The 24687-nt window shown below is 70.2% G+C and carries 19 protein-coding genes; 7 read left to right on the top strand and 12 right to left on the bottom strand.

The window, feature by feature from the left end:
* Positions 1-113: 113 nt before the first annotated feature.
* The 4 genes from ACWDZ6_RS04810 to pdhA (ACWDZ6_RS04795) all read right to left on the bottom strand — a co-directional run bounded on the left by ACWDZ6_RS04810 (position 114) and on the right by pdhA (ACWDZ6_RS04795) (position 4590).
* On the bottom strand, positions 114-806 hold the full coding sequence (locus ACWDZ6_RS04810; protein ID WP_451501673.1) for an HAD family hydrolase: 693 nt from the start codon (positions 804-806) through the stop codon (positions 114-116).
* Positions 807-1004: 198 nt separating this feature from the next.
* Complete coding sequence (locus ACWDZ6_RS04805) at positions 1005-2444, bottom strand: dihydrolipoamide acetyltransferase family protein (RefSeq protein WP_451501672.1); 1440 nt, start codon at positions 2442-2444, stop codon at positions 1005-1007.
* A gap of 14 nt (positions 2445-2458) precedes the next feature.
* A complete protein-coding gene (locus ACWDZ6_RS04800; RefSeq protein ID WP_451501671.1) occupies positions 2459-3439 on the bottom strand; it encodes an alpha-ketoacid dehydrogenase subunit beta in 981 nt (326 codons plus the stop codon).
* Positions 3440-3441: 2 nt separating this feature from the next.
* Positions 3442-4590 (bottom strand): pyruvate dehydrogenase (acetyl-transferring) E1 component subunit alpha, encoded by a 1149-nt coding sequence (pdhA, locus tag ACWDZ6_RS04795; protein WP_366731494.1) that lies wholly within the window; start codon positions 4588-4590, stop codon positions 3442-3444.
* A gap of 547 nt (positions 4591-5137) precedes the next feature.
* On the opposite strand from pdhA (ACWDZ6_RS04795), the gene ACWDZ6_RS04790 reads away from it, so the two are divergent.
* A complete protein-coding gene (locus ACWDZ6_RS04790) occupies positions 5138-6145 on the top strand; it encodes a phosphotransferase (protein ID WP_366731493.1) in 1008 nt (335 codons plus the stop codon).
* 80 nt (positions 6146-6225) lie between these two features.
* Here the strand turns inward: ACWDZ6_RS04790 and ACWDZ6_RS04785 are convergent, their stop codons facing one another.
* Entirely contained in the window at positions 6226-7782 is a 1557-nt protein-coding gene (locus tag ACWDZ6_RS04785; protein WP_366731492.1) for a protein kinase domain-containing protein, read from the bottom strand.
* A gap of 395 nt (positions 7783-8177) precedes the next feature.
* On the opposite strand from ACWDZ6_RS04785, the gene ACWDZ6_RS04780 reads away from it, so the two are divergent.
* The 6 genes from ACWDZ6_RS04780 (at position 8178) to ACWDZ6_RS04755 (ending at position 15755) form a co-directional block, all read left to right on the top strand.
* The gene (locus tag ACWDZ6_RS04780; protein ID WP_451501670.1) at positions 8178-9803 is read left to right on the top strand and encodes a protein kinase domain-containing protein; all 1626 of its coding nucleotides are present in this window, start codon (positions 8178-8180) and stop codon (positions 9801-9803) included.
* A 160-nt stretch (positions 9804-9963) separates the two neighbouring features.
* Entirely contained in the window at positions 9964-10566 is a 603-nt protein-coding gene (locus ACWDZ6_RS04775; protein ID WP_451501669.1) for a hypothetical protein, read from the top strand.
* 84 nt (positions 10567-10650) lie between these two features.
* Positions 10651-11367 carry a PadR family transcriptional regulator gene (locus tag ACWDZ6_RS04770; RefSeq protein WP_451501668.1) on the top strand — a complete coding sequence of 239 codons (717 nt, stop codon included), beginning with the start codon at positions 10651-10653 and terminating at the stop codon, positions 11365-11367.
* A 130-nt stretch (positions 11368-11497) separates the two neighbouring features.
* The gene (locus ACWDZ6_RS04765) at positions 11498-12250 is read left to right on the top strand and encodes an ABC transporter ATP-binding protein (protein ID WP_351452855.1); all 753 of its coding nucleotides are present in this window, start codon (positions 11498-11500) and stop codon (positions 12248-12250) included.
* Positions 12247-15114, top strand: coding sequence for an FtsX-like permease family protein (locus ACWDZ6_RS04760; protein ID WP_451501667.1), 2868 nt, complete (start codon positions 12247-12249; stop codon positions 15112-15114). The genes ACWDZ6_RS04765 and ACWDZ6_RS04760 overlap by 4 nt, the downstream gene beginning before the upstream one ends.
* Positions 15115-15212: 98 nt before the next feature.
* The gene (locus ACWDZ6_RS04755; protein ID WP_351452849.1) at positions 15213-15755 is read left to right on the top strand and encodes a bacterial proteasome activator family protein; all 543 of its coding nucleotides are present in this window, start codon (positions 15213-15215) and stop codon (positions 15753-15755) included.
* Between the two features lie 912 nt (positions 15756-16667).
* On the opposite strand, the gene ACWDZ6_RS04750 is transcribed toward ACWDZ6_RS04755, so the two are convergent.
* The 7 genes from ACWDZ6_RS04750 to pdhA (ACWDZ6_RS04720) form a co-directional block, all read right to left on the bottom strand.
* Positions 16668-17657, bottom strand: coding sequence for an NAD(P)H-quinone oxidoreductase (locus ACWDZ6_RS04750; RefSeq protein WP_451501666.1), 990 nt, complete (start codon positions 17655-17657; stop codon positions 16668-16670).
* 26 nt (positions 17658-17683) lie between these two features.
* Entirely contained in the window at positions 17684-18763 is a 1080-nt protein-coding gene (locus tag ACWDZ6_RS04745) for a potassium channel family protein (RefSeq protein WP_451501665.1), read from the bottom strand.
* Positions 18760-20133, bottom strand: a complete 1374-nt coding sequence (locus tag ACWDZ6_RS04740) for a molybdopterin molybdotransferase MoeA (RefSeq protein WP_451501664.1) — start codon at positions 20131-20133, stop codon at positions 18760-18762. The genes ACWDZ6_RS04745 and ACWDZ6_RS04740 overlap by 4 nt, the downstream gene beginning before the upstream one ends.
* A complete protein-coding gene (locus tag ACWDZ6_RS04735) occupies positions 20130-21044 on the bottom strand; it encodes an NTP transferase domain-containing protein (RefSeq protein ID WP_451501663.1) in 915 nt (304 codons plus the stop codon). Before ACWDZ6_RS04735 ends, ACWDZ6_RS04740 begins: the two co-directional genes overlap by 4 nt.
* A gap of 87 nt (positions 21045-21131) precedes the next feature.
* Positions 21132-22547, bottom strand: a complete 1416-nt coding sequence (locus ACWDZ6_RS04730; RefSeq protein ID WP_451501662.1) for a dihydrolipoamide acetyltransferase family protein — start codon at positions 22545-22547, stop codon at positions 21132-21134.
* Positions 22547-23551 carry an alpha-ketoacid dehydrogenase subunit beta gene (locus ACWDZ6_RS04725; protein WP_451501661.1) on the bottom strand — a complete coding sequence of 335 codons (1005 nt, stop codon included), beginning with the start codon at positions 23549-23551 and terminating at the stop codon, positions 22547-22549. The genes ACWDZ6_RS04730 and ACWDZ6_RS04725 overlap by 1 nt, the downstream gene beginning before the upstream one ends.
* Complete coding sequence (gene pdhA, locus ACWDZ6_RS04720) at positions 23548-24687, bottom strand: pyruvate dehydrogenase (acetyl-transferring) E1 component subunit alpha (RefSeq protein WP_451501913.1); 1140 nt, start codon at positions 24685-24687, stop codon at positions 23548-23550. The genes ACWDZ6_RS04725 and pdhA (ACWDZ6_RS04720) overlap by 4 nt, the downstream gene beginning before the upstream one ends.

The following is a 24687-nucleotide window of genomic DNA, read 5'->3' as shown; positions in this document are numbered from 1 at the left end:
TCCGGTGATTCCGTTAATGAATTGGCAACACGACAGGAAAGAGAACGAAAGAACCCCCGGCGCAAAAATTCCGGGGGTTAATTCAGAATGAATTGCCGCGGTACGGTCGGGGGTCAGTCGCGCTGCCGCAGAGCCGCGGGAGCGGCCGGCAGCACCGGCCAGCCCCGCTCCTTCGCCAGGGCCACCAGCGCCGGGTCGACATCGACAACATGCGGGTTACCGACCTGTTCCAGCAGCCCCAGGTCGGACAGATGGTCGCCGTACCCATAGCAATCCGCAGGTGAGAGGCGGTGGGCGGCGATCACACCGGCCACCGCGGCGGTCTTCGCCGCGCCGATCATCGGCTGGTGCACCTCACCGGTGAGGAGCCCGTCCTCGCCGACCACGGGCTCGGTGCACAGGATGGTTTCCGCCGTGATCTCCTCGGCAAGCGGCTCGAGAACAGCACGGAACGAGCCGGAGACAAGGCAGATCAGATCCCCGGCCGCGCGATGCCTGTCCAGTGCGTCGAGCGTGGCCCCGACGAATGCGCCGGGCCCGTTCCGGTACCCGTCGTACCAATCGCGGCCCGCCGCCACCAGCTCCCGCTGAGGCACGCCCTTGAAAAGCCGGTAGTAGGTGCGATTGATCTCGCTGCGGTCGACGTTGTCGGCGGCCAGCGCTCTGATGTCCGCCATGACCCTGTCGTACCCGGAACCGGAATCTCCGTTCTGAGCCATCCAGTGGCGCAGAAAGGCGAACATGCTCTTGGCAGTGATCACCGTCTCGTCGGCATCGAAGAACGCCGAACGGCGCGCAGAAGTCATGATGCTCCCCCATCCCCCGTCATCGTGTGCGGCCCCGCCCGAGCCTGCCCAGTCATGGGGTGACGGACAAGGGCAGGTCGGGCTGCTCCTTCGAGCACACCGAACGGTCACGCAACAAGGCCCGGGCGTCGCGTGCCCGGGCCTTGTGACCTGCGGTTCAGACCTGACGCATCAGACCTGTGGATCGTGCCTGACGCATCAGGCCCAGGTGATCAGCCGCTTCGGGTTCTCCAGGATCGCGGCGACGTCCGCCAGCACCCTGGAGCCCAGCTCGCCGTCGACCAGACGGTGGTCGAAGGAGAGCGCGAGCGTGGTGACCTGACGCGGCTTGACCTTGCCCTTGTGGACCCACGGCTGGAGCTTGATGGCACCGACCGCGAGGATCGCGGACTCGCCGGGGTTCAGGATCGGCGTACCGGTGTCGACGCCGAAGACGCCGACGTTGGTGATGGTCACCGTGCCGCCCTGCATCGCCGCCGGAGTCGTCTTGCCCTCGCGGGCGGTGGAGACCAACTCACCCAGCGCGGCGGCCAGTTCCGGCAGCGTCTTGGCGTGCGCGTCCTTGATGTTCGGGACGATCAGGCCACGCGGTGTGGCCGCCGCGATGCCCAGGTTGACGTACTCCTTGAGCACGATCTCCTGGTTGGCCTCGTCCCAGGCGGCGTTGACCTGCGGGTTGCGCTTGATGGCGACCAGCAGCGCCTTGGCGATCAGCAGCAGCGGATTGACCCGCAGCCCCGCCATGTCCTTGTCGGCCTTGAGCTCCTCGACGAGCTTCATCGTCCGCGTCACGTCGAACGTGATGAACTCCGTGACATGCGGCGCGGTGAAAGCGCTGCCGACCATCGCCTGAGCAATGGCCTTCCGTACGCCCTTGATCGGGATACGTGTCTCCCGCGCACCGCCCGCCGAAGGCGCGACCGGCTCCAGCTGAACCGGCTCCGGCTGGGCCTGTACGGGCACGGGCGCCGGAGCGGCAGCCGGAGCGGCCGCCGCGTGGACGTCCTCCCGTGTGATGACGCCGTCGGGACCGGTCGGAGTGACCGTCGCCAGATCGATGCCCAGGTCCTTTGCGAGCTTACGGACCGGGGGCTTGGCGAGTGGGCGGCCCGCGGTGGCGGTGCCGCCGTGGCCGTTCAGCTCGCCCTGCACCGCCGCGGCGGCGGGCGCCTGCGGGTAGTACGTGCTCGCGGCCTCGGGAGCCGGCCGGTCGGGAACAGCCTGGCCGGCAGCCGGCTTGCGCGGCCGGCGCTTGGTGGACGTCTCCGCGACGCCGTAGCCGACGAGGACCGGCTGGCGGCCCTTGGGCGCTGCCTCCTCGGCGACGGGCGCGACAGGCGTCTCCACCACTGCCTCGGCAGGTGCGTCGGTGCTGCCCGGCGCCACATCGATCGTGATGATCGAAGTGCCGACGTCGACGGTGGTGCCCTCCTCGAAGCGCAGCTCGTGCACCACACCGTCGTACGGGATCGGCAGCTCCACGGCCGCCTTAGCCGTCTCGACCTCGCAGACGACCTGGCCGTCCGTCACCGTGTCACCGGGCTGGACGTACCACTTGAGGATCTCGGCCTCGGTGAGTCCCTCGCCCACATCGGGCATCTTGAACTCGCGGAAGCGAAGTGAAGTGTCTTGAGTCATGGTCACGGCACTCCTCAGTACGCGAGCGAGCGGTCGACGGCGTCCAGCACCCGGTCGAGTCCCGGGAGGTACTCCTCCTCGAGGCGCGCCGGCGGGTACGGGGCGTGGTAGCCGCCGACCCTCAGCACCGGGGCCTCCAGGTGGTAGAAGCATCGCTCGGTGATACGAGCGGCGATCTCCGCACCGGAGCCGTAGAAGACGGGGGCCTCGTGGACCACGACGAGCCGGCCCGTCTTCTCCACCGACGTCTGGATGGTGTCGAAGTCGATCGGGGACATCGAGCGCAGGTCCAGGACCTCCACCGACTTGCCCTCCTCGGCGGCGGCGGCCGCCGCCTCGACGCAGACCTTCACCATCGGCCCGTACGCGGCGAGCGTGATGTCGGAGCCGTTCTGGGCGATCCGGGCCTTGTGCAGCGGACCAGGGATGGCTTCGACATCGACCTCGCCCTTGTCCCAGTAGCGCCGCTTCGGCTCGAAGAAGATGACCGGGTCGTCGCTCTGGATGGCCTGCTGGAGCATCCAGTACGCGTCGGAGGAGTTGGACGGCGAGACGACCTTGAGGCCCGCGACATGCGCGAAGAGCGCCTCCGGGGACTCGCTGTGGTGCTCGACCGCGCCGATGCCGCCGCCGTACGGAATGCGGATGACGACCGGCATCTTGATCTTGCCGAGCGCGCGGGCGTGCATCTTCGCGAGCTGCGTGACGATCTGGTCGTACGCGGGGAAGACGAAGCCGTCGAACTGGATCTCCACGACGGGCCGGTAGCCGCGCAGGGCCAGACCGATCGCCGTGCCGACGATGCCCGACTCGGCGAGCGGGGTGTCGATGACCCGGTCCTCGCCGAAGTCCTTCTGCAGTCCGTCGGTGACCCGGAAGACGCCGCCGAGCTTGCCGACGTCCTCACCCATGATCAGGACCTTGGGGTCGGTGTCGAGAGCCTTGCGCAGCGATTCGTTGAGCGCCTTCGCGAGCGGGAGCTTCTGTACGGCCATGACTAGTTGCCCTCCTCGGCGAAGGACGCCTGGTACGCGAGGAACTGGGCGCGCTCCTCGTCGACGAGGGCGTGCCCGTCTGCGTAGACATTCTCGAAAATCGCCAAGTGGTCGGGGTCGGGCATGGCCCGCACCGCCTCTCGCACCCGCTTGCCGAGCGTCTCGCTCTCCTCGTCCAGGGACGCGAAGAACGCCTCGTCGGCATGGCCGGCGTTCTCCAGATACGTACGCAGCCGCAGGATCGGGTCCTTGGCCTCCCAGGCCTGACGCTCCTCGTCCGCCCGGTACTTCGTCGGGTCGTCCGAGGTGGTGTGCGCGCCCATCCGGTAGGTGAACGCCTCGACCAGGGTCGGGCCCTCGCCCCGGCGGGCCCGCTCCAGCGCGGATCGGGTCACGGCCAGGCAGGCGAGTACGTCATTGCCGTCGACCCGGACGCCGGGGAAGCCGAAGCCCTGCGCGCGCTGGTAGAGCGGCACGCGGGTCTGCTTCTCGGTCGGCTCGGAGATCGCCCACTGGTTGTTCTGGCAGAAGAAGACGACCGGGGCGTTGTAGACCGCGGAGAAGGTGAACGATTCGGCCACATCGCCCTGGCTGGACGCGCCGTCGCCGAAGTAGGCGATGACGGCGGAGTCGGCGCCGTCCTTGGCCACGCCCATCGCGTAGCCGGTGGCGTGCAGCGTCTGCGAGCCGATCACGATCGTGTACAGGTGGAAGTTGTTGGTGGTGGGGTCCCAGCCGCCGTGGTTCACACCGCGGAACATGCCGAGCAGATTGGTCGGGTCGACCCCACGGCACCAGGCGACGCCGTGCTCGCGGTAGGTCGGAAAGACATAGTCGTCATCGCGCAGCGCCCGGCCGGAGCCGATCTGTGCGGCTTCCTGGCCCAGCAGCGACGCCCACAGTCCGAGCTCGCCCTGCCGCTGCAGAGAGGTGGCCTCGGCGTCGAAGCGGCGGGTCAGGACCATGTCCCGGTAAAGCCCGCGCAGCTCGTCCGGGGTCAGGTCGATCTCGTACTCGGGGTGCTCGACGCGCTCACCCTCGGGCGTCAGCAGCTGTACGAGCTGGGGCTCGGAACGCTGCGGCTCTTTCGCGGCGCTGACGCGCTTGGTGCTGCGTCGCGGTTTGCGCGCGGCAGTGCTCTCCACGGTCACGTGCGTGCTCCTCCGTCGGTCCGGCCCCCGGGGTCCGCCGGGAACCAGTGCGGCTCGCCTGGTATCCGTACCCGTGCACGGGGTGGGTGCCGCTCGGCCGGGATCAGGCGTGACAGGTGCCCCGGCGAGCGCCCTGCCAAAGGCACGTTACCCAGTGTGTCGCATTACTGCGAAACCCCATTTGACCTGCGATTTTGCTTGGATTTCCAAGTAAATCGAGAAATACGGGAACAACCACTGGTCACAGCCTTGCAGGCCGCCGGAACACCGGCACGTTATCCCGCAGACCCCGGGCACGGGAAGAGTAGATGGGTGAGACCGCTTTCTCGCGTGAAGCTGGAAAAATCAGTCTATTTACGCTGGATAGCTACGAAACTGAGCGCTGCGGCGCCGCTGAGCCGCCTCGGTCGAGGATGGCGCCGATGTGGTCGGCGAGGGCTTCGATCCGGTCTCCATACGCGTCGAGCCGCACTTCGTGACCGCGCACAGGCTGGATTATCCCGAAGAGCCGTCACCCCGCCACGCTGCGTGATCTAACATCTGGCGAGTGCCGCGCTCATCTGCAACTGCCCCACCCGTCGGTGCACTCCTGCGCCGCTACCAGGACACGGGCGAACCGCTCTCCTGCGAGCCCGTCACCCAGGGCCTGCTCAACCGCGGCTACCGGCTCGCCACCACCCGTGGCTCCTACTTCCTCAAGCACCACCTCGACGGCGACCGCGAGTCCATCGCCCGCCAGCACCGCGCCACCCAGCGGCTCGGGGCCCTCGGCGTACCGGTCGCACCGCCCGTCGAGGACACGCACGGCGACACGGTCGCGGTGATCGGCGGACGGTGTTACGCCCTCCATCCCTGGATCGACGGACGACACCGCGACGGGACCCAGTTGACGGCCGTCCAGTCGACGCGGCTCGGCTCGCTCCTCGGACTCGTCCACACCTGTCTGGAACAGGTCATGCCGGTGGACGCCACGGAGCGGCGGGAGTACGAGAGCGCCGATCCCAAGGAGACCTTCGCGCTGATCGACGAGCTGTTGGCGCTGGCGCGGGCGGCCCGGCCCCGGGACGCCTTCGACACGCTCGCCGAGCACCGGCTGCTCGAGCGGCGGGCGCTGCTGGAGCTCCACTCCGACCGCAGGCCCCCGCCGGCGTCCGCCGGGGGCTGGGTGCACGGCGACTTCCACCCGCTGAATCTGCTCTACCGGGGCGGCGAGCCGGCCGCGATCGTCGACTGGGACCGGCTGGGGGTGCAGCCGCGCGCCGAGGAGGCGGTGCGGGCCGCGGCGATCTTCTTCGTCCAACCGGCGGGGGAGCTGGAACTGACGAAGGTACGGGCGTATGCACAGGCCTACCGGCGAGCGGCCGGGGCAGACGCGGCGGAACTCGCGGCCGCCGTGCACCGCGTGTGGTGGGAGCGGCTCAACGACTTCTGGATACTGCGCTGGCGCTACCAGTTGCACGACCGAAGGGCCGACCCGCAGTTTCCTGCGGCGTCGGCCCTGGCGGTGTGGTGGACGAGAGAGTACGAGGCGGTGTGCGAAGCCTTCGCGGGATGAGCGGCGCGAACGAGATCGGGGACGAGGTCTGCAGGGCGAGCGGGGTCAACGGCGCGTACGGCATGGCGGCTTGGGCCGCGTCAGCCGCCGAGGCCGCCCGGGGTGCCTGCCTGACCGCCCGGCGTCCCACCCGGGTCGCCGCCGCTGCCCGTTGTGCCGCCGGGCGAGCTCGGCTCGTCCGTCGGCTCGGTCGGGTTGTCGGTCGGACCGTCGGTCGGATCGGTCGGATCGGCCGTCGTCGGATCGTCGGTCGGTGTCCCCGGATCGGTGGGCGTGTACGAATCGCTGAAGGAGGGCTGCTCGCTCGGCTCCTGATTGCCGCCCGTGGAGGTGTCCGGCTCCTCGCTCTGCTCGGTCTGCTCCTGGGACGGGGTCGGCGAGTCCTCCGGCGTCGAGGGGGTCTGAGTGACCGTCGTGCCGTCCTTCTGGTTGCTGCTGCTGTGGTTCGCCTTGTCCACCGCGAAGGCGATGCCTCCCGCGATCGCCAGCACCGCGAGCACGGCGAACAGCCACATCTTTCCGCGGCCGCCGCCCTTGCCCCCGCGACCGTCGCGGTGACCGCCGTCGTATCCGCCGTCGTTCGGGTTCATCGGCGGCAGGATCGGGCTCTGCGACGTCTCGCCGTGCACGGGATGACCCATCGCGGTCGGCCCCGTCATCCCCATCGCCGGGGTGATGGCGCCATCGTGCATCCCGACCGGACCTGTGTTCCAGGTGCCCGTGTGGCTGCCCTGCTGCTGCAGCATCTGCAGTCCGTACTGCACCGTGCCGCGCATCTCTTCCGCGCTCTGGAACCGGTCGTCCGGGTCCTTCGCGAGCGAGCGCATGACCAGTCCGTCGAGCTCCGGCGGCACCACGTCCGAGACCTCGGACGGCGGCAACGGGATGTCCTGGACGTGCTGGTAGACCACCGAGAGCGGGGTCTCGCCGGTGAACGGGGGCCGCAGCGCGAGCAGTTCGTACAGCAGACAGCCCGTGGCGTACAGGTCGGAGCGGTGGTCGACGGCCTTGCCCAGCGCCTGCTCGGGGGAGAGGTACTGCGGCGTACCCATGACCATGCCGGTCTGGGTCATCGTCGACTGAGCGCCGTGCAGGGCCCGCGCGATGCCGAAGTCCATCACCTTCACCGCACCGGAGTTGGTGATGATGACGTTGGCCGGCTTGATGTCGCGGTGCACGATTCCGTGCTGGTGCGAGTACGCGAGCGCCTCGAGTACTCCGGAGACTATGATCAATGCCTGCTCGGGCGGCGGGGCCTCCGCGTTGAGGAGCAGATCGCGGATGGTATGCCCCTCGACCAGCTCCATCACGATGTACGGGACGGTCTGACCGCCCACCACATCCTCGCCGGAGTCGTACACCGCCACCACCGCATGGTGGTTGAGGCCGGCGACCGACTGTGCCTCGCGCGTGAAGCGGGCCTTGGAGACCGGGTCCTCTGCGAGATCGGAGCGGAGCAGCTTGACCGCGACAGTGCGACCGAGCCTTACGTCCTCAGCCGCGAACACCTCGGCCATACCGCCGCGTCCGAGACGGTGCGTCAGGCGGTAGCGGCCGTCGCCGACCACTCCGCCGATGCCCCAGGAGTCCGCCGCATCCGGCGATCCGCCGCCGCCTGCTTCGGGATCGGGTGCCATCAGTCCTCGCCGTCGTTTCTGTCCGCGTGCGTACTGTGCGTGCGGGTGTTCGCTGTGTTCCTCGGGGTGCTGTGCCACGTCACGCTACAGCCTCCGCGCGACAGGCCCGATTCGAGATGGACCGGCCATCAAACCTGCTGCCGGTACGGGCAGGCAAATTCCATGCTCTTCCTGTAACGCTTCCGAGACGCTTCTTGTGCGTACGGTCACGGAACGGGCACCTGGCTTGACGTGCAGGGCCCCTCGGGCAGACTTGCCCCGTAATACGGATCACGGAATACCGGTCCGGGGCACAGATTCACGCGGCACACATCACACAGCACAGCGCACAGATCAGCGGGCAACGCGGACCATCGCGGACCACCGAGCCGTCGCGCCGAGGGGGATGCACAGTCATGAGCCAGGACGGCGCACAGGGCCGCTACGCGGGTGGTTCCGTAGCGGGCGGCCGGTATCAGCTACGCGACCTGCTCGGCGAAGGCGGTATGGCCTCCGTATATCTGGCGTACGACTCCGCGCTGGACCGCCAGGTCGCCATCAAGACGCTGCACACGGAGCTGGGACGCGAGCAGTCCTTCCGCGAGCGCTTCCGGCGCGAGGCGCAGGCCGTCGCCAAGCTGTCGCACACCAATATCGTGTCGGTCTTCGACACCGGTGAGGACGAGCTCGACGGCTCGCTGATGCCGTACATCGTCATGGAGTACGTCGAGGGCCAGCCGCTGGGATCCGTGCTGCAGGCGGACATCCAGCAGTACGGCGCGATGCCGGCGGACAAGGCGCTGAAGGTGACGGCCGATGTGCTGGCCGCGCTGGAGACCAGCCATGAAATGGGTCTGGTTCATCGCGACATCAAGCCCGGCAACGTGATGATGACCAAGCGCGGCATCGTCAAGGTGATGGACTTCGGCATCGCGCGCGCCATGCAGTCGGGGGTCACCTCGATGACGCAGACCGGCATGGTGGTCGGAACGCCGCAGTATCTGTCGCCCGAGCAGGCGCTGGGACGCGGTGTCGACGCGCGGTCCGACCTCTACTCGGTCGGCATCATGCTGTTCCAACTGCTGACCGGGCGGATCCCCTTCGACGCGGACTCGCCGCTGGCGATCGCGTACGCGCATGTGCAGGAGGAGCCGGTCGCTCCGTCCACGATCAACCGTTCCGTCACTCCGGCGATGGACGCGCTGGTGGCACGGGCGCTGAAGAAGAACCCGAACGAACGTTTCCCCAGCGCAGCGGCGATGCGCGACGAGTGCGCGCGGGTGGCGGGCGCCGGGCAGACGGGCGCGCCGGTGATCATCGGTGGCGCTCCGCCGAGCAGTGGCGCGGGCGTCGGTTCCGCGGTCTTCCCGCCGTTGGATCAGTCGACTCCGGCTCCGGCTCCGCAGAGCGTGCAGACGCCGTACCAGCCGGGTCCCTACGGCGCGCCGACCTCGGCCCCCACGCCGCATTACGGGTACCCGCAGACGCCCGCACCGGTATCGGCGTACCAGACGGCTGGCCCGGTGTCCTCGACGCCGCCTCCGTACACCATCTCGCCGCAGCCACATCCGCAGCCGGTTTCGGGCGGCAGCGGCAGTGGCAGGAACATGCCGGTCATCGTGGGGGCCATCGTGGTGGCCCTGCTGGCGATCGGCGGTCTGATCGCGGCGATCGCGCTGAACAAGGACCCGGGTGGCGGGGGCGGGGACAACGCGGGCGATGACCCGAGCTCGAGCGAGTCGGCGCAGGCCGGGGTCCTGGGCCCGGACCGTACGCGGACCATCGACGCGACGAAGTGCTCGGAAGCGTCGGAGGACGGCACCGACCCGGCGAAGGTCCAGGCCCCCCAACTGCTCTACAAGGACCTCCTCTCGGTCAAGGACTGCCTGCGGGCCGCCGGCTGGACCTGGAAGGTGACCGAGGAGAACAACCCTCAGTACCCCAAGGACGCCGTCATCATGCAGTACCCGAGTTCCGGCGAGGCTGTCGTACCGAAGAGCCAGGAGTTCGAGCTCACGATCTCCACGGGCAAGGCCGGCTAGCCCGACCCGACGGCATTCACGGCATTCACGGGGAACGGCCCGGCACGCGCTTCGCGTGCCGGGCCGTTCCCCGTTCCTTTGCCTCGAGATGCCGGAAACGTCATGACATGTGACGCTGAGTCCGATATCTCGGCGACTCGGCACGGGAGGGGGTCACCCGGTGACTCCAAGGCTCCGCACACAGTGCGCGATCACGGTCGCGTCACTCGTGCTGCTGGCAACGCCCTGCGCGTACGCCGACGAGGAGTCCGAGACCCCCGACCGCACTCCCACGGCCGCGCCGAGCGGCTCGGAGTCCCTCGCGGGGCGGCATGCCGGGGAGGGACGTCCGCGGCCGGGGCGGTCACCCAGAAGCACGAGCCCGAGTGATTCCGAGACCCAGGAGCACCCGGACCGGCCGGAACATCCGGACCGACCGGAACGTCAGGAGCATCAGGAACATCCGGACCGACCGCACCGTACGCCGTCTGCCGCGGCGCCCTCCTCACCATCCGCATCTGCCGACCCGTCCGATACAGGACTGTCCGCCTCCGAGCCCCCTCCCGCGGAGGATGAGGAACTCGAGACGGACAAGCAGGAGGATCTTCAGGAGGATCCGCTGCCCACTCCGACGCCTTCCCTCCCCGCGGCCGCACGTCAGCAGGCTCCGCAGGCGGTCCCCGAGGTCGTCGGGCGCCAGATCTCGCCGCTGTCGCTGGGGGCGGGGATGACGCTCATGGGGCTCGGAATCGGCTTCCTGGGCGTGCGGCTGAGGCGCCGTTGATCGTCATGTCCCCCTCAAGACGGACCCACAGGCTCCGCCTTTCGGTGGTTGCCGGGTCGGCCATACTCGGTATACATACTGAGTATGTCCATCCGTCACGGGCTTCTCGCCCTCCTCGAGCCCGGCCCTCGCTACGGCTCCCAGCTCCGTACGGAGTTCGAGTCGCGCACCGGTGCCACCTGGCCGCTCAACGTCGGGCAGGTCTACACGACCCTCAGCCGCCTGGAGCGCGACGGCATGGTCGCCCAGAGCGGCGAGGACGACGCCGGGCATGCGCTGTACGTCATCACCGACGCCGGGCGCGCCGAGCTGAGGAGCTGGTTCGAGACGCCGGTGGACCGCAGCAGTCCGCCGCGTGACGAGCTGGCCATCAAGCTCGCGATGGCGGTCGGTACTCCGGGCGTGGACATCCGTGCCGTCATCCAGGCCCAGCGCCACCACACCGTGAAGGCGATGCAGGACTACACCCGGCTCAAGGCACAGGCACTAGCCGCCCTCGAGGGCGCGCGCTCGCAGGAGCGTGACGACGTGGCCTGGCTGCTCGTCCTGGAGCAGCTGATCTTCCAGACCGAGGCCGAGGCGCGCTGGCTCGACCACTGCGAGGTGCGGTTGATCCGCCTCTCCACAGCGGCCGAGCGGGCAGCCGGACACTCGACGGCAGCTTCCCCGACCTCGCCCCCGCCACAGACCACATCGCCGCCGCAATCCGCATCTCCGCCGCAATCCACATCGCCGCCGCACCCCGCGTCCTCGACACAGCCCGCGTCTCCGGCGCACGCACGGCCCGCACCGCCGGCGTAGTCCCGCCGGGCTTCCCGCGCTTCCTGCGGCTCCCCGCTCATCTCGAGCCATCGAGCCGCCCCGTCACCGACCACCGAGTCTCTGTACGTCCGCTCGTACGTGCGCCATCCGTCCAAGGGGGACCCTTCCCATGTCCGACCACCAGTCACAGTCATCGCAGCAGCCCGTGCTGCAACTCCAGCAACTGACCCGTGTCCACGGCAGCGGCGCCACCGAGGTGCATGCCCTGCGCGGCATCAACCTCGATGTCTTTCCCGGCGAACTCGTCGCGGTCATGGGCCCGTCGGGCTCCGGCAAGTCCACGCTGCTCACCATCGCGGGCGGCCTCGACGCGCCCACCTCGGGTCGGGTGATCGTCGAAAACACCGACATCACCACCGCCGGGCGCAAGACGCTCGCCGCCCTGCGCCGACGCAGCATCGGCTACGTCTTCCAGGACTACAACCTCATCCCGGCCCTCACCGCCGCCGAGAACGTCTCCCTGCCGCGCGAACTCGACGGGATCTCCGCGCGCAAGGCCCGTACCGAGGCCGTCGCCGCGCTGGAGGAGATGGACCTCGGCCATCTCGCCGACCGCTTCCCTGACGAGATGTCGGGCGGTCAGCAGCAGCGGGTGGCCATCGCTCGGGCCCTGGTCGGCGAGCGGCGTCTCGTCCTCGCCGACGAGCCGACCGGCGCGCTGGACTCCGAGACCGGCGAGTCCGTTCTCGCCCTGTTGCGCTCACGCTGTGACAGCGGTGCGGCCGGCATTCTCGTCACTCACGAACCGCGCTTCGCGGCCTGGGCGGACCGCGTGGTCTTCCTGCGCGACGGCGCCGTCGTCGACCAGACCATCCGCAGCCAGGCCGACTCGCTGCTCTCCGGCCAGGCGGCAGAACTGTGATGACCTGGTACCACTCCTGGCGGGCCGCGATCCGTATCGCCCGCCGCGACGCCTGGCGCTCCAAGGGACGCAGCTTTCTCGTCCTGGCCATGATCGCCCTTCCCATCCTCGGCGTGAGCGCCGCGGATCTGACCCTGCGCAGCGCCGAACTCTCCACCGAGCAGAGCCTTGCGCGTTCGCTGGGGGCGGCCGACGCGCGGCTGGCGGACCCCGGCTACGGCGCTCTGCCCATCATGCAGACACCGGACGCCAACAGCTCCACCCCGGTGGGGGACTTCGAGAACAAGCCGTGGCCCGAAGGCAGGACCGATATCAACAAGGCGCTTCCGGCCGGCGCCAAGTCCCTGACGGACTCGATGGGTTCGGGCAAGCTGCGCACCACGCACGGTCTGCTGAACACCGAGATCCGCGAGTTGAAGTCCTCGGACCCGATAGCCAAGGGCATCATGGCCGTCGACCACGGTCGGCTCCCGCGGACTGCCGACGAGGTCGCCGCGACTACGCACTTCCTGGAGTCCAGCGGTCTGAAGGTGGGCTCCACGCTCACAGCGCGCGGACTCGACCGCGAGTACAAGATCGTCGGTGCGTACGAGCTCCCCGACGCGCTGAAGACCGACCAGGTCAACGCGCTGCCCGGCGCGCTGCTCGCCCCACTCGACAAGGCTCTCGAAAAGTCCGGACTGCCCGGCACCGAAACGACCACCACACAGCTGGTGAGCCTCTCCGGTGGTTTCACGTGGAACATGGTCAAGCAGGCCAATGCCAAGGGTGTGAAGGTCAACTCGCGCGCCGTCGCCCTCGACCCGCCGGCCAAGTCCGAGATCCCGATCTACCAGCAAGAGGGCTGGGGCGACTACGAGGAGAGCACGGCCGCCAAGGCCGCGGCCCTCGCGGCCGTCGGCACCGTCGTCGGGCTCGCGATGCTGGAGATCTGCCTGCTGGCAGGGCCCGCCTTCGCGGTCGGCGCCCGGCGCTCGCGCCGCCAGCTCGGCCTGGTCGGCGCCAACGGCGGTGACCGGCGCCATATCCGTGCCATCGTCCTCGCCGGCGGTCTGGTGATCGGGTTCGCCGCGGCCGTGGTCGGCACCATTCTCGGCCTACTCCTCACCTTCGTGCTGCAGCCGCTGCTCGAGGACTACATGGGCAAGCGCTTCGGCAGTTTCGACGTACGGCCGCTGGAGCTGCTCGGCATCGGGCTGCTCGCCGTGTTCACCGGCCTGATGGCCGCGATCGTCCCGGCCATCACCTCCTCCCGGCAGAGCGTTCTCGCATCCCTCACCGGCCGTCGCGGTGTACGCAAGAGCAGCCGGGTACTCCCGGTGATCGGACTGATCGCGGTCGGTCTGGGCGCTGTGATCGCGCTCTACGGGTCGACGATGACCGACCAGTCCGCGGTGGTCGCCGGCGGCAGCGCCATCGCCGAACTGGGCGTGGTCGCACTGACCCCCGCCCTGGTGGGCCTCTTCGGCCGGACCGGACGCATCCTTCCGCTCTCGCCGCGCCTCGCGCTGCGCGACGCGGTACGCAACCGGGGCCGTACGGCTCCCGCCGTGGCCGCGGTACTGGCCGCCGTCGCGGGCACGGTGGCCGTGGCGACCTACGCCGCGAGCAACGACGCCCAGGGCCGGGCCCAGTACGAGGCACGCCTGCCGCACGGGGCGGTCTCCGTGATGCTCGACGAGGCCGGCGGACGGGACATGCCCGCGGTGCGCGCCACCGTGCAGAAGCTGCTGCCGATCGACGTACGGGCCGACGTGGACCGTATCTCCGTCGGGAAGTCCAACTGCTCGATGTACGGCGGTGAAGAGGGCTGCGGACGCTACGAGGTCGTCGTGCCCAGGGCCAACCAGTGCCCGCTGTGGATGACCGACCCGGCCAAGCCGGATGAGGACCCTGCGTCGAAGTTCAGCAAGGCCGAACGCCGCAAGCTCAGCGACGACTGGCGTTGCAAGGAGCGCTCGGGCGCGGGCTCCATCTACGCCGACAGCGGTGTGCTGGTCGGCGACGCGAAGCTGCTGAAGGTGCTCGGAATCGAGGACGCTACTGCCGAGAAGGCACTTGCTGCCGGGCGGATCGTCTCGTTCGACAAGCGCAACCTGGACACCAAGGGAAAGATCAGCATCCGTCTGGTCACCGATATCAAGAAAGCCGACGAGGCCGCGTCGAAGGGCAAGGAGACCCCCGGCGAGATCAAGACGTTCTCCACGCACCAGGTCACCGGTGAGCCCAACTCGTACGGCATCTCGATGATCGTTCCGGCTGTCGCGGCCAAGGCCGCCGGTGTGACCACCGTCCCGCTCGGCGCGTACTACTCCACCGACAGGATGCCGAGCAGCGAGCAGCGCCAGCGGCTGGACGGAGAGCTCGACAAGACCGGCTCCAACATCGAGCTCCATGTCGAGGAGGGCTACACCAGCGAGAACAGCATCATCCTGCTGGCGTTGACCGTCTTCGCCGGACTGATCACGATCGGTGCGGCCGGTATCGCGACGGGCCTCGCCCAGGCCGACGCCGAGGCCGATCTGAAGACGCTCGCAGCGGTCGGCGCGCCGCCGCGGGTCCGCAGGACGCTCAGCGGGTTCCAGTGCGGTGTGGTGGCCACGATGGGTGTGCTGCTCGGCTCGGCGGCGGGTGTGCTCCCGGCGGTCGGGCTGCTGCTCGCCGAGAAGCGCCAGCAGCTGAAGTTCTACCAGGAGGCGCTGGACCAGGGCTTCGGCTCGGTCCACTCGGCACCGTATGTACCGATCATCGTGCCCTGGGGAACCCTGGCCGCGCTGCTCATAGCCGTTCCATTGGGCGCCGCGCTCCTGGCGGCAGTGGTCACCCGCTCCCGTGGGGCGCTGTCCCGCCGCGAGGCGACCTGACCGGCGCAACCAGGCGCTTTGTGCCCCCGTACGAGGGTGGATCACCCTCGTACGGGGGCACACCGTGTGGTGAGGCACTGATGCGAGAGAATGGCGGCATGGAGATGCCGAGGAATGAACGGTCGCAGGAGAGCCCCCATGTCTTTGTCGTGGGACAGGACGGCATGGCTCTCGGCGGCGGTGACGGTGACGACGAGTCGCGTGAGGTCCCGGTGACAGAGATGGTCGAACAGCCTGCGAAGGTCATGCGCATCGGAAGCATGATCAAGCAGCTGCTGGAGGAAGTCAGGGCAGCTCCTCTGGACGAGGCGAGCCGGGTCCGGCTCAAGGAAATCCACCACAGCTCCGTGAAGGAGCTGGAAGACGGCCTCGCCCCGGAGCTTGTCGAGGAACTCGAACGCCTCAGCCTCCCCTTCACCGACGAGGCGATCCCCTCCGAGGCTGAACTGCGCATTGCGCAGGCGCAGTTGGTGGGCTGGCTCGAGGGTCTCTTCCACGGAATCCAGACGGCGCTGTTCGCCCAGCAAATGGCCGCCCGCGCCCAACTCGAACAGATGCGCCGCGCCCTCCCGCCCGGCGCCCTCCACGAGTCGGAGGAAGAGGGCCCCCACGGCGCGATCCGCTCGGGACCGTACCTGTAGGGCCGTCGGCCCGACGGGCCGCGACGCCGCTGTTGTATGACTCAGGTGTGGGGGGTGCTTCGGCACCCCCCACACATCCATGTGTCCGCGTCCGTGGGCCGGGCACGGCGCCGGGCGGCCGGGGCGGCCGGGTGCGACGCGGCACCCCGAAACCACCGTGCCCGCACCGCGCGGGAAGCCGCCGCACCCTGTCGGCCCGCTCCCGAGACGGAGCCACCGCCGGCTGGCGCCCGCGGGGTCGCGGTCGCGGTCGCGGTCGCGGTCGCGGTCGCCCGAGACTGCTACCGCCACCGGCGGCCGGGTCCACGCCACACCCACACCCGCGCCTGGCACACCGGGCAGCCGACCGGCCTTGCCCGCCGCAGGGCAGCCGCCGCCAAATCGGACACGCGCCGCACCTTTGTCGCCCCGCGCCCCAGACGGCGCAACCGCCACCGGCGCCCGCCGGTCACGGGTCACGGGTCACGGTCGCCCGAGACTGCTACCCCCCACGTCCCGGCCGGGGTCTACGCCCCACCCACACCGCGCCTGGCGCACCGGTCGACGGGTCGGACACGCGCCGCACCTTCTCTGCCCGCGCCCAGGACGGCCACCGCCGGCCGACGCCCGTGGGGTCGCAGTAGCCCGAACTGCTACCGCCACCGCCGGCCGGCGCCAATCGGATCTACGCCAACACCCACACCCGTGCTGGCACAGCGGGCAGCCGACCGACGCATTTGCCCGCCGCGGGGCAGCCGCCGACGGATCGGAAGGACCGCCCCACCCGCGGCGACCTGTCGCCCCGCCCGAACCGTGCGGCGAAGCCGCCGCGGCAGCCGACGGCGATCAGAAGACCCCAGCAGCCGCGGCGATGCCGGACCGCGCCGGGGCGTGGGGGTACCTCGTACCCCCACGAGGGCCGGGCGGGTGGGCTCAGCCCGCCGCAGGCGCCACCAGCAGCACCTTGCCGACATTCGCGCCCGACTCCAGCACCCGGTGCGCCCCCGCCGCGTCCGGCAGCGGAACCGTGCGGTCCACCACCGGACGGACCCGGCCACCCTCGATCAGCGGCCATACATGCTCCCGTACGGCCGCCACGATCGACGCCTTCTCGCCGAGCGGGCGGGCCCGCAACGACGTCGCCGTGATGGCGGCCCTCTTGCCGAGCAGCGTCGCCAGGTTCAGCTCGCCCTTGACGCCACCCTGCAGGCCGATCACGGCAAGGCGGCCGTTGACCGCCAGCGCCTTCACGTTCCGGTCCAGATACTTCGCGCCGACGATGTCGAGGATGACGTCCGCGCCCGCCCCGTCCGTCGCCTTCTGCAGTTCCTCGACGAAGTCCTGCTCGCGGTAGTCGATCAGGATGTCCGCGCCCAGCTCCGCGCAGCGCGCCAGCTTCTCGGGCCCACCCGCGGTGACGGCCACCCGTGCACCCACCGCCTTCGCGAGCTGGATCGCCATCGTGCCGATACCGCTCGCACCACCCTGGACCAGCAGCGTCTCACCCGGCCGCAAGTGCGCGATCATGAAGATGTTCGACCACACCGTGCATGTCACCTCGGGCAGCGCCGCGGCCGTGACAAGATCGAGCCCCTTCGGCACGGGCAGCAGTTGCCCCGCCGGCACGGCGACCTTCTCCGCGTAACCGCCACCCGCCAGCAGCGCGCACACCTCGTCGCCCACGGCCCAGCCCGAGACACCTGGCCCGAGCTCGGTGATCCGGCCCGAGCACTCGAGGCCGGGGTACGGGGAGGAGCCGGGGGGCGGATCGTAGAAGCCCTGGCGCTGCAGCAGATCGGCACGGTTGACGGCACTCGCGACGACCTCGACGAGGACTTCTCCCTCGCCGGGTACGGGATCGGGCACCTCGGCCCACACAAGCGCTTCGGGGCCACCAGGTTCGGGAATCGTGATCGCATGCATGGCCGCGAGGCTACTCCGGGGTGGGCCTACTCAGAGGTGTTGAGGGGCTGGACGTTCGACGCACGCACGATCGTGATCACGCGATCCGTCAGCTGCAGCGGACTCGCCGCCGGGTCGTCGTAGCCGATCAGCCGGTGCCCGCGCAGCACGCTCACCACCAGATCGTCGGTCTCCCGCACACTGCGGCCCACCTCGGCCTTGGTCACCGGCCGTTCGATGAGGTCGAGGCCGCTGCCCTGCTGGATCAGGTCCTCCATCACCGTTCCCGCGCTGGGGCTGAGCACGGACAGGCCCAGCAGCCGGCCGGCCGCGCTCGCGCTGGTGATCACCGCATCCGCGCCTGACTGACGCAACAGCGGCGCGTTCTCCTCCTCGCGCACCGCGGCGACGATCTTCGCACCCCGGTTGAGCTGGCGCGCGGTCAGCGCGACCAGAACCGCGGTGTCGTCCCGCTGTGTCGCGATGACGATCTGACGTGCCTTCTGCACCTCGGCGCGGATCAGCACATCGCTGCGGGTCGCATCGCCGATCACCCCCACATAGCCCTCGGCATTGGCGGCCTCGATCACCTTGGTGCTGGGGTCGACGACGATGATCTGTTCCTTCTTCAGCCCCGTGGCGGTCAGCGTCTGAATCGCGGACCGTCCCTTGGTGCCGAAGCCGACGATGACCGTGTGCTCACGCAAGCCAAGCCTCCAGCGATTCAGCCGCCATTCCTCCCGGGTCCGCTCTGTGAGGACCTCAAGAGTGGTACCGACCAGAATGATCAGAAAGAGCACACGAAGCGGCGTCACCAGCAGCACATTGGTGAGCCTGGCTCCGGCGCTGTACGGGACGATGTCGCCGTATCCCGTCGTGGAGAGCGTCACCGTCGCGTAGTAGACGGAGTCGAGGAAATCGACGGAATTGTCGGAGTTGTCGTGGTATCCGGTCCGGTCGGACCAGACGATCAGCACCGTCAGCGCCAGCACCCCCAGCGCCATCATCACCCGCTTGGCGACCTGGCGGAGCGGGCGCTCGACAATACGGCGGGGAAGTTTCACCCGGCTGGTGACCAGGTGCTCGTCGGCACCGCGGGCCATGGCGTCATGACCGGGAAGTTTCACGTGAAACACCCACCCTGGGCGTTCGACGGCGCCCAGGGCAGATCGAGGACCTCCAGCTCGTCGCCGGCACGCGCGCCGCCCGGGGGCACGACGGCAAGTCCATCGGCGGCGGCGATACCGCGCAGCATGGCCGGTCCGTTGTAGTGCAGCGGGACCAGCTCGTCGGCGCGGTGGACGAAGGGCACAAGGCGGGTGTCGTACGGGTGCCCCTGCACCTCGTCACGTACGGGGGCGCGATAGGAGGAAGGGGTGGGTCGGGCAGCGAGTGCGCACAACAGCGGCTCGGCGAGGGTGAGAAGCCCGGAGACGGCAGCGAGTGGATTACCCGGCAGGCCCACCAGGTATCTGTCCGGTGAACCGTCGGGCCGGTTCGGGTCCGGGGCGAGCCGGGCCAGCAACATCGGATGGCCCGGGCGTACGGCTACTCCGTCGACCAGCAGCTCCGCGCCCGCCTTGCGAAGCACCGGATGGACATGGTCGACCGGACCCGCGGCCGTGCCACCGGTGGTCAGGAGGAGGTCGGCCTCGGAGGTGGTGATGGCCTGGTGGAGGGCTTCGGCGTCGTCACCGAGACGGCGCGTGGCGATGACCCCGACGCCGAGAGCGCGCAGCCAGGGGCCGATCATCGGCCCCAGGGCGTCGCGGATGAGGTCGTCGCGGGGGAGTCCGGCGGTGAGGAGTTCATCGCCGAGGACGAGGATTTCGACACGGGGCAGGGGGACCGTGAGCAGTTCGTCGTAGCCGGCGGCCGCGGCCAGGCCGAGTACCGCGGGGGTCACCAGGGACGCGGCGGGCAACAGTTGGTCGCCGGAGCGGCACTCCTGTCCGCGCGGCCGGATGTCCTGGCCGGGGACCACCTCGCGCTCGGCGTACAGCTGGCTCTTGTCCATGTCGGTGCGGCAGTGCTCGGTGCGGATCACCGCGGTGGCCTCGGGCGGAATACGGGCGCCGGTGGCGATCCGTACGGCCGTTCCGTCAGGGAGCGCCGGGGCATCGGCGTGCCCGGCCAGGATCGGGCCGTCACCCCGAACGGCCCATGGGCCGGGCCCCGCGACGACCCAGCCGTCCATCGCGGAGGTGTCGAAGGAGGGCAGATCACAGAGCGCGGTCAACGGCTCCGCGAGAATCCGGCCGAGGGCCTGCTCGAGAGGCACACGCCGAGTGCGGGGCGGAGCGGCGCGCCCAAGACGTACGGCGAGAGCGCGGGCATCGGGCCAGGGGGTGGCGCGGTGCCGGGTCGCGCCGGGGACGGGGGGCGACGGCCGCCGGGTCTGGCTGCCGACCAGCGCGAGGGCCTCCTCGACGCCGTCCGCATCGGGCTCGTCCATGGCTCCGTCAGCAGCGTCGACCTCATGGCCCCGACCAGTCATCCGGCGTCGACCTCGTCGGTGTCGTCGGTGGGCTTCTCGCCTGTTGCGGCCGGACCGGCCCCGGTGCCGACGGCGGCCTGATCGGTCTCGTCGGCCCAGCGCGCGGCCAGTGCGGCGGCCTTGCGGGCGGCCTCGGCGACCGCCTCCGGCCCGCCGCCCGCCTTGGCGGCTGCGTAGCCCACCAGGAAGGTGGTGAGTGGCGCGGCGGGGCGCGCGACGCCATGCGCGGCGTCCCGGGCGAGGTCGAGCAGGGCGCCGGTGTCGACATCGAGATCGATGCCGAGGTCGTCCTTGACTGCGGTGATCCATTCGTCCAGCACGTTCCCATGCTCCCTGATACGGGCCCGGGCTGCGGAGATGTCCTCCCAGGTGTCGCAGTCGAAAGAGGCGAGCGGCTCCGCGGCGATCCGGGCGAGGTCCAATTCCTGGGTCAGCAAACGCAACGGCAGCCCCGTCAGACTCCCGTACTCGGTGGCGAGGAGCGCGAGTTCACGGCGCAGCGGTTCGGTGCGGTACGCCGCGACGAGGGGCTGGTCACGGCCGCCGGCATCGGTGAGCAGGGCCGCCTCCCGCCCGCTTGTGTCGAGGGCGCCGATCAGCTGCCGCACCGTCCGCTCCCCCAGGAACGGCAGATCGGCGGAGAGCACCAGGACGGCCGGTGCCCCGATCTGCCGCACGCCGGCGTCCAGCGCGGCGAGCGGCCCACCGCCCGGAGGGTCCTCGCGCGCCCAGACCACGGGACGCGCGGTGGCCCGGCGGCCCCCGACGACAACGGTGCACCCCGCATCACGGCACACGCCGAGCACACGGTCGAGCAGGGCCCGCCCGCCCACGCTCACCGCAGGCTTGTCGGCGCCGCCCAGCCGCTTCGCGGCACCTCCGGCGAGCACGATGGCGTCATACGCGGTCATCCCTGCAGTATGGGCCGCGATCGCGCGGGCGGGGAGCCCCGCTTGGATCTCTCTTGACATGTGGACGGGGTGGGCCGTCCGGTGGATCTACAGGCTGCGCAGCAGCACTGCCGGATGCTCCACGCAGTCGGCCACGTACCGCAGGAAACCGCCTGCCGTGCCGCCGTCGCAGACCCGGTGGTCGAAGGTCAGCGACAACTGGACGACCTTGCGGACGGCCAGCTCGCCCTGGTGCACCCATGGCTTGGGCACGATCCGGCCGATGCCGAGCATGGCCGCCTCCGGGTGATTGATGATCGGCGTGGAACCGTCGACGCCGAACACGCCGTAGTTGTTCAGCGTGAACGTCCCGCCGGTCAGATCCGCCGGAGTCAGCGTTCCGTCCCTGGCCGCATCCGTCAGCCGCCCGAACTCCGCGGTCAGCGACTCGGCCGAGCGGCTGTGCGCATCCCGTACGACGGGGACGACCAGTCCTCGCTCGGTCTGGGCCGCGAACCCGAGATGCACCTCGGGCAGGCGCACGATCTCCCGGGCCTCCAGGTCCACCGTGGAGTTCAGCTCCGGGTGGCGGGCGAGCGCGGCGGTACAGATCCGGGCGAGCAGCGCCAGAAGCGAGATCTTCGGACCGCCCGCGGCGTTCATCGAGGCCCGCGCGGCCATCAGCTCGGTCGCGTCCGCGTCGACCCAGCAGGTGGCGTCGGGTATCTCGCGTCGACTGCGGGACAGCTTGTCGGCCACGGCCCCGCGGATGCCACGCAGCGGTACGCGCTCACCGCGCGTACCGGAGGCTACTGCGGTGGTGGCCACGGCAGGCTCCGGCGCGGCAGTCGCGTCGGCGGCGCACATGGCGCGCTCGACATCGGCTCGCAGGATCAGACCGTCCGGCCCTGAGCCGGTCAACCGGCGTAGATCGAGGCCGTGTTCACGGGCGAGCCTGCGGACGAGCGGCGAGATGACAGGCACGGGCCCGTCCTGCGTCACATGCTCGGCGGGCGCCGGAGCCTCGACCCGCGCCTCAACAGGCGCCGGAGCCTCGACCCGCGCCTCAACAGGCGCCGGAGCCGGGGCAGGCGCCGGAGCTGCGACAGGCCTGGGCGCAGCAGGCGCGGCCGCAACAGGCGCGGCAGGCCGGATACGGCGCCTGCGGGCAGCCGGCGCCCCCGTCCCGTAACCGACCAGCACATTGCCTGACGACTCTCCGCCGGATCCCGCGGAGTCGGGCGAGCCCGAGGATCCCGCGGAACCGACCGGTTCCACAGCACCGACCGCGACCGTCAACAGGGGCGCCCCGACCGGCAGTTCCGTGCCCTCCTCGCCGAAGCGCGCGGTCACCACGCCCCCGTACGGGCACGGCACCTCCACCATCGCCTTGGCCGTCTCGACCTCGACGACCGGCTGGTCGATCGCGACGACATCGCCCACGGCCACCAGCCAACGGACGATCTCCGCCTCGGTCAGCCCCTCCCCGAGATCCGGGAGCTTGAATTCGAGCACCTGGGCCATCAGCTCCCCGCCTCCCACTGCAGTCGCGCCACCGCGTCCAGCACTCGGTCCACTCCCGGCAGATGATGCCGCTCCAGCATCGGCGGCGGATACGGAATGTCGAACCCCGCGACCCGCAGCACCGGCGCCTCCAGATGGTGGAAGCAGCGCTCCGTCACCCGTGCGGCGATCTCCCCTCCGGGACCGGCGAAGCCGGTGGACTCATGGACGACGACCGCCCGGCCCGTACGCCGCACGGACGCACAGACGGTCTCGTCGTCGAAGGGCACCAGCGAGCGCAGATCGACGACTTCCAGGTCCCAGCCCTCGGCCGCGGCGGCCTCCGCCGCCTCCATGCAGACGGGTACCGACGGCCCGTAGGTGATGAGGGTGGCGCTGCGCCCGGGACGCCGGACGACGGCCCGGCCTATCGGCTCGACCACGGACGGCGTATCCGCCGACCACTGCGCCTTCGACCAGTACAGCCGCTTCGGCTCCAGGAAGACCACAGGGTCGTCGGAGGCGATCGCGGCACGCAGCAGCCCGTACGCGTCGTCGACCGTCGACGGCGTGACGACATGGAGCCCCGGAGTCGCCATGTAGTACGCCTCGGACGAGTCGCTGTGGTGCTCCACACCGCCGATTCCGCCGCCGTAGGGCACGCGCACAGTGATCGGCAGCGGCATACCGCCCCGAGTGCGGTTCCGCATCCGCGCCACATGGCTGATCAGCTGCTCGAACGCCGGATAGGCGAAGGCGTCGAACTGCATCTCGACGACCGGCCGCAGCCCGTACATCGCCATACCGACGGCGGCGCCGAGGATGCCCGCCTCGGCGAGCGGTGTGTCCGTACAGCGGTCCTCGCCGAACTCTTTGGCGAGCCCGTCCGTCACCCGGAAGACTCCGCCGAGCGTGCCGACGTCCTCCCCCAGCACATGAACGGACGGATCCTCGGCCATCGCGTCGCGCATCGCGCGCTGCAAGGCCTGAGCCATGGAAGCGGGCTTCACCGCGGCCGTGGTCATCGCGCCTCTCCCTCCGCGTCCAGCTCGGCCCGCAGCAGTGCCGCCTGCTCCCGCAGCTGGCTCGTCTGCTCGGCGTAGACATGCTCGAAAAGGTCCATCGGGTCGAGCACCGGGTCTGCGTTCATCCCGTCGCGCAGCGCCGCGGCCATCGTCTCGGCCGCCTCGGCAGCCGCCCGTATGCCGTCCTCGTCGAGCAGACCTCGCTCTGTCAACTCCCGCTCCAGCAGCCGGATCGGATCGTGTGCACGCCAGGTCTCGACCTCGCTCTCGCCCCGGTAGCGGGTCGCGTCGTCGGCGTTCGTATGGGCGTCGATGCGGTACGTCACGGCCTCGATGAGCGTAGGACCGCCACCGCGCCTGGCCCGCGCCACGGCCTCTCCGAGCACCTCGTGGACCGCGGCCGCGTCGTTGCCGTCGACGAGCCGACCGGGCATGCCGTACCCCACGGCCTTGTGGGCCAGCGAAGGGGCCGCCGTCTGCTTGGCCAGCGGCACCGAAATGGCGAAGCCGTTGTTCTGGACGAGGAAGACCACGGGGGCCCGCCACACGGCGGCAAAGTTCAACGCCTCGTGGAAGTCGCCCTCGCTGGTGCCGCCGTCGCCGACCATGGCGAGCGCGACAACGTCATCGCCCTTGAGCCGCGCGGCGTGCGCCAGGCCCACGGCGTGCGGCAGCTGCGTGGCCAGCGGCGTGCACAGGGGCGCTATGCGGTGCTCATGCGGGTCGTAGCCGGTGTGCCAGTCTCCGCGCAGCAGCGTCAGCGCCTGTACGGGGTCGAGACCGCGCGCCACGGCCGCGAGGGTGTCGCGGTAGCTGGGGAAGAGCCAGTCCCGCTCCTCCAGCGCCAGTGCGGCCGCCACCTCGCACGCCTCCTGCCCGGTGCTCGACGGGTAGACGGCCAGCCTGCCCTGCTTGGTCAGGGCTGTCGCCTGGACGTTGTACCTGCGGCCGCGCACCAGCTCCGCGTACAGCCGCAGCAGCAGCTCGGGGTCGGCACCGGCTGCGGCGTCCGTGCCGAGCACGCGGTACGGCTCCGGATCCGGGAGCAGTGGTGCGGGGTCGGTACGGGGCTTCCACGCCGGGGGCGGGGTGGGCCGGTAGGCGGCAGCGGCACCGGGGAGCTCCTGGACCGTCAT

The sequence above is a fragment of the Streptomyces sp. NPDC002926 genome (genome assembly GCF_053591755.1).
Note: the sequence above shows the minus strand (reverse complement) of the source record. Positions and strands in the feature narration are given on the sequence as shown.

Excerpts from the sequence above, each read along its gene's own strand:
- ACWDZ6_RS04810 (WP_451501673.1), bottom strand. The coding sequence starts at position 806 with ATGACTTCTGCGCGCCGTTCGGCGTTCTTCGATGCCGACGAGACGGTG.
- ACWDZ6_RS04805 (WP_451501672.1), bottom strand. The coding sequence starts at position 2,444 with ATGACTCAAGACACTTCACTTCGCTTCCGCGAGTTCAAGATGCCCGAT.
- ACWDZ6_RS04800 (WP_451501671.1), bottom strand. The coding sequence starts at position 3,439 with ATGGCCGTACAGAAGCTCCCGCTCGCGAAGGCGCTCAACGAATCGCTG.
- ACWDZ6_RS04785 (WP_366731492.1), bottom strand. The coding sequence starts at position 7,782 with ATGGCACCCGATCCCGAAGCAGGCGGCGGCGGATCGCCGGATGCGGCG.
- ACWDZ6_RS04780 (WP_451501670.1), top strand. The coding sequence starts at position 8,178 with ATGAGCCAGGACGGCGCACAGGGCCGCTACGCGGGTGGTTCCGTAGCG.
- ACWDZ6_RS04770 (WP_451501668.1), top strand. The coding sequence starts at position 10,651 with ATGTCCATCCGTCACGGGCTTCTCGCCCTCCTCGAGCCCGGCCCTCGC.
- ACWDZ6_RS04765 (WP_351452855.1), top strand. The coding sequence starts at position 11,498 with ATGTCCGACCACCAGTCACAGTCATCGCAGCAGCCCGTGCTGCAACTC.
- ACWDZ6_RS04755 (WP_351452849.1), top strand. The coding sequence starts at position 15,213 with ATGGAGATGCCGAGGAATGAACGGTCGCAGGAGAGCCCCCATGTCTTT.
- ACWDZ6_RS04750 (WP_451501666.1), bottom strand. The coding sequence starts at position 17,657 with ATGCATGCGATCACGATTCCCGAACCTGGTGGCCCCGAAGCGCTTGTG.
- ACWDZ6_RS04740 (WP_451501664.1), bottom strand. The coding sequence starts at position 20,133 with ATGACTGGTCGGGGCCATGAGGTCGACGCTGCTGACGGAGCCATGGAC.
- ACWDZ6_RS04735 (WP_451501663.1), bottom strand. The coding sequence starts at position 21,044 with ATGACCGCGTATGACGCCATCGTGCTCGCCGGAGGTGCCGCGAAGCGG.
- ACWDZ6_RS04730 (WP_451501662.1), bottom strand. The coding sequence starts at position 22,547 with ATGGCCCAGGTGCTCGAATTCAAGCTCCCGGATCTCGGGGAGGGGCTG.
- ACWDZ6_RS04725 (WP_451501661.1), bottom strand. The coding sequence starts at position 23,551 with ATGACCACGGCCGCGGTGAAGCCCGCTTCCATGGCTCAGGCCTTGCAG.
- pdhA (WP_451501913.1), bottom strand. The coding sequence starts at position 24,687 with ATGACGGTCCAGGAGCTCCCCGGTGCCGCTGCCGCCTACCGGCCCACC.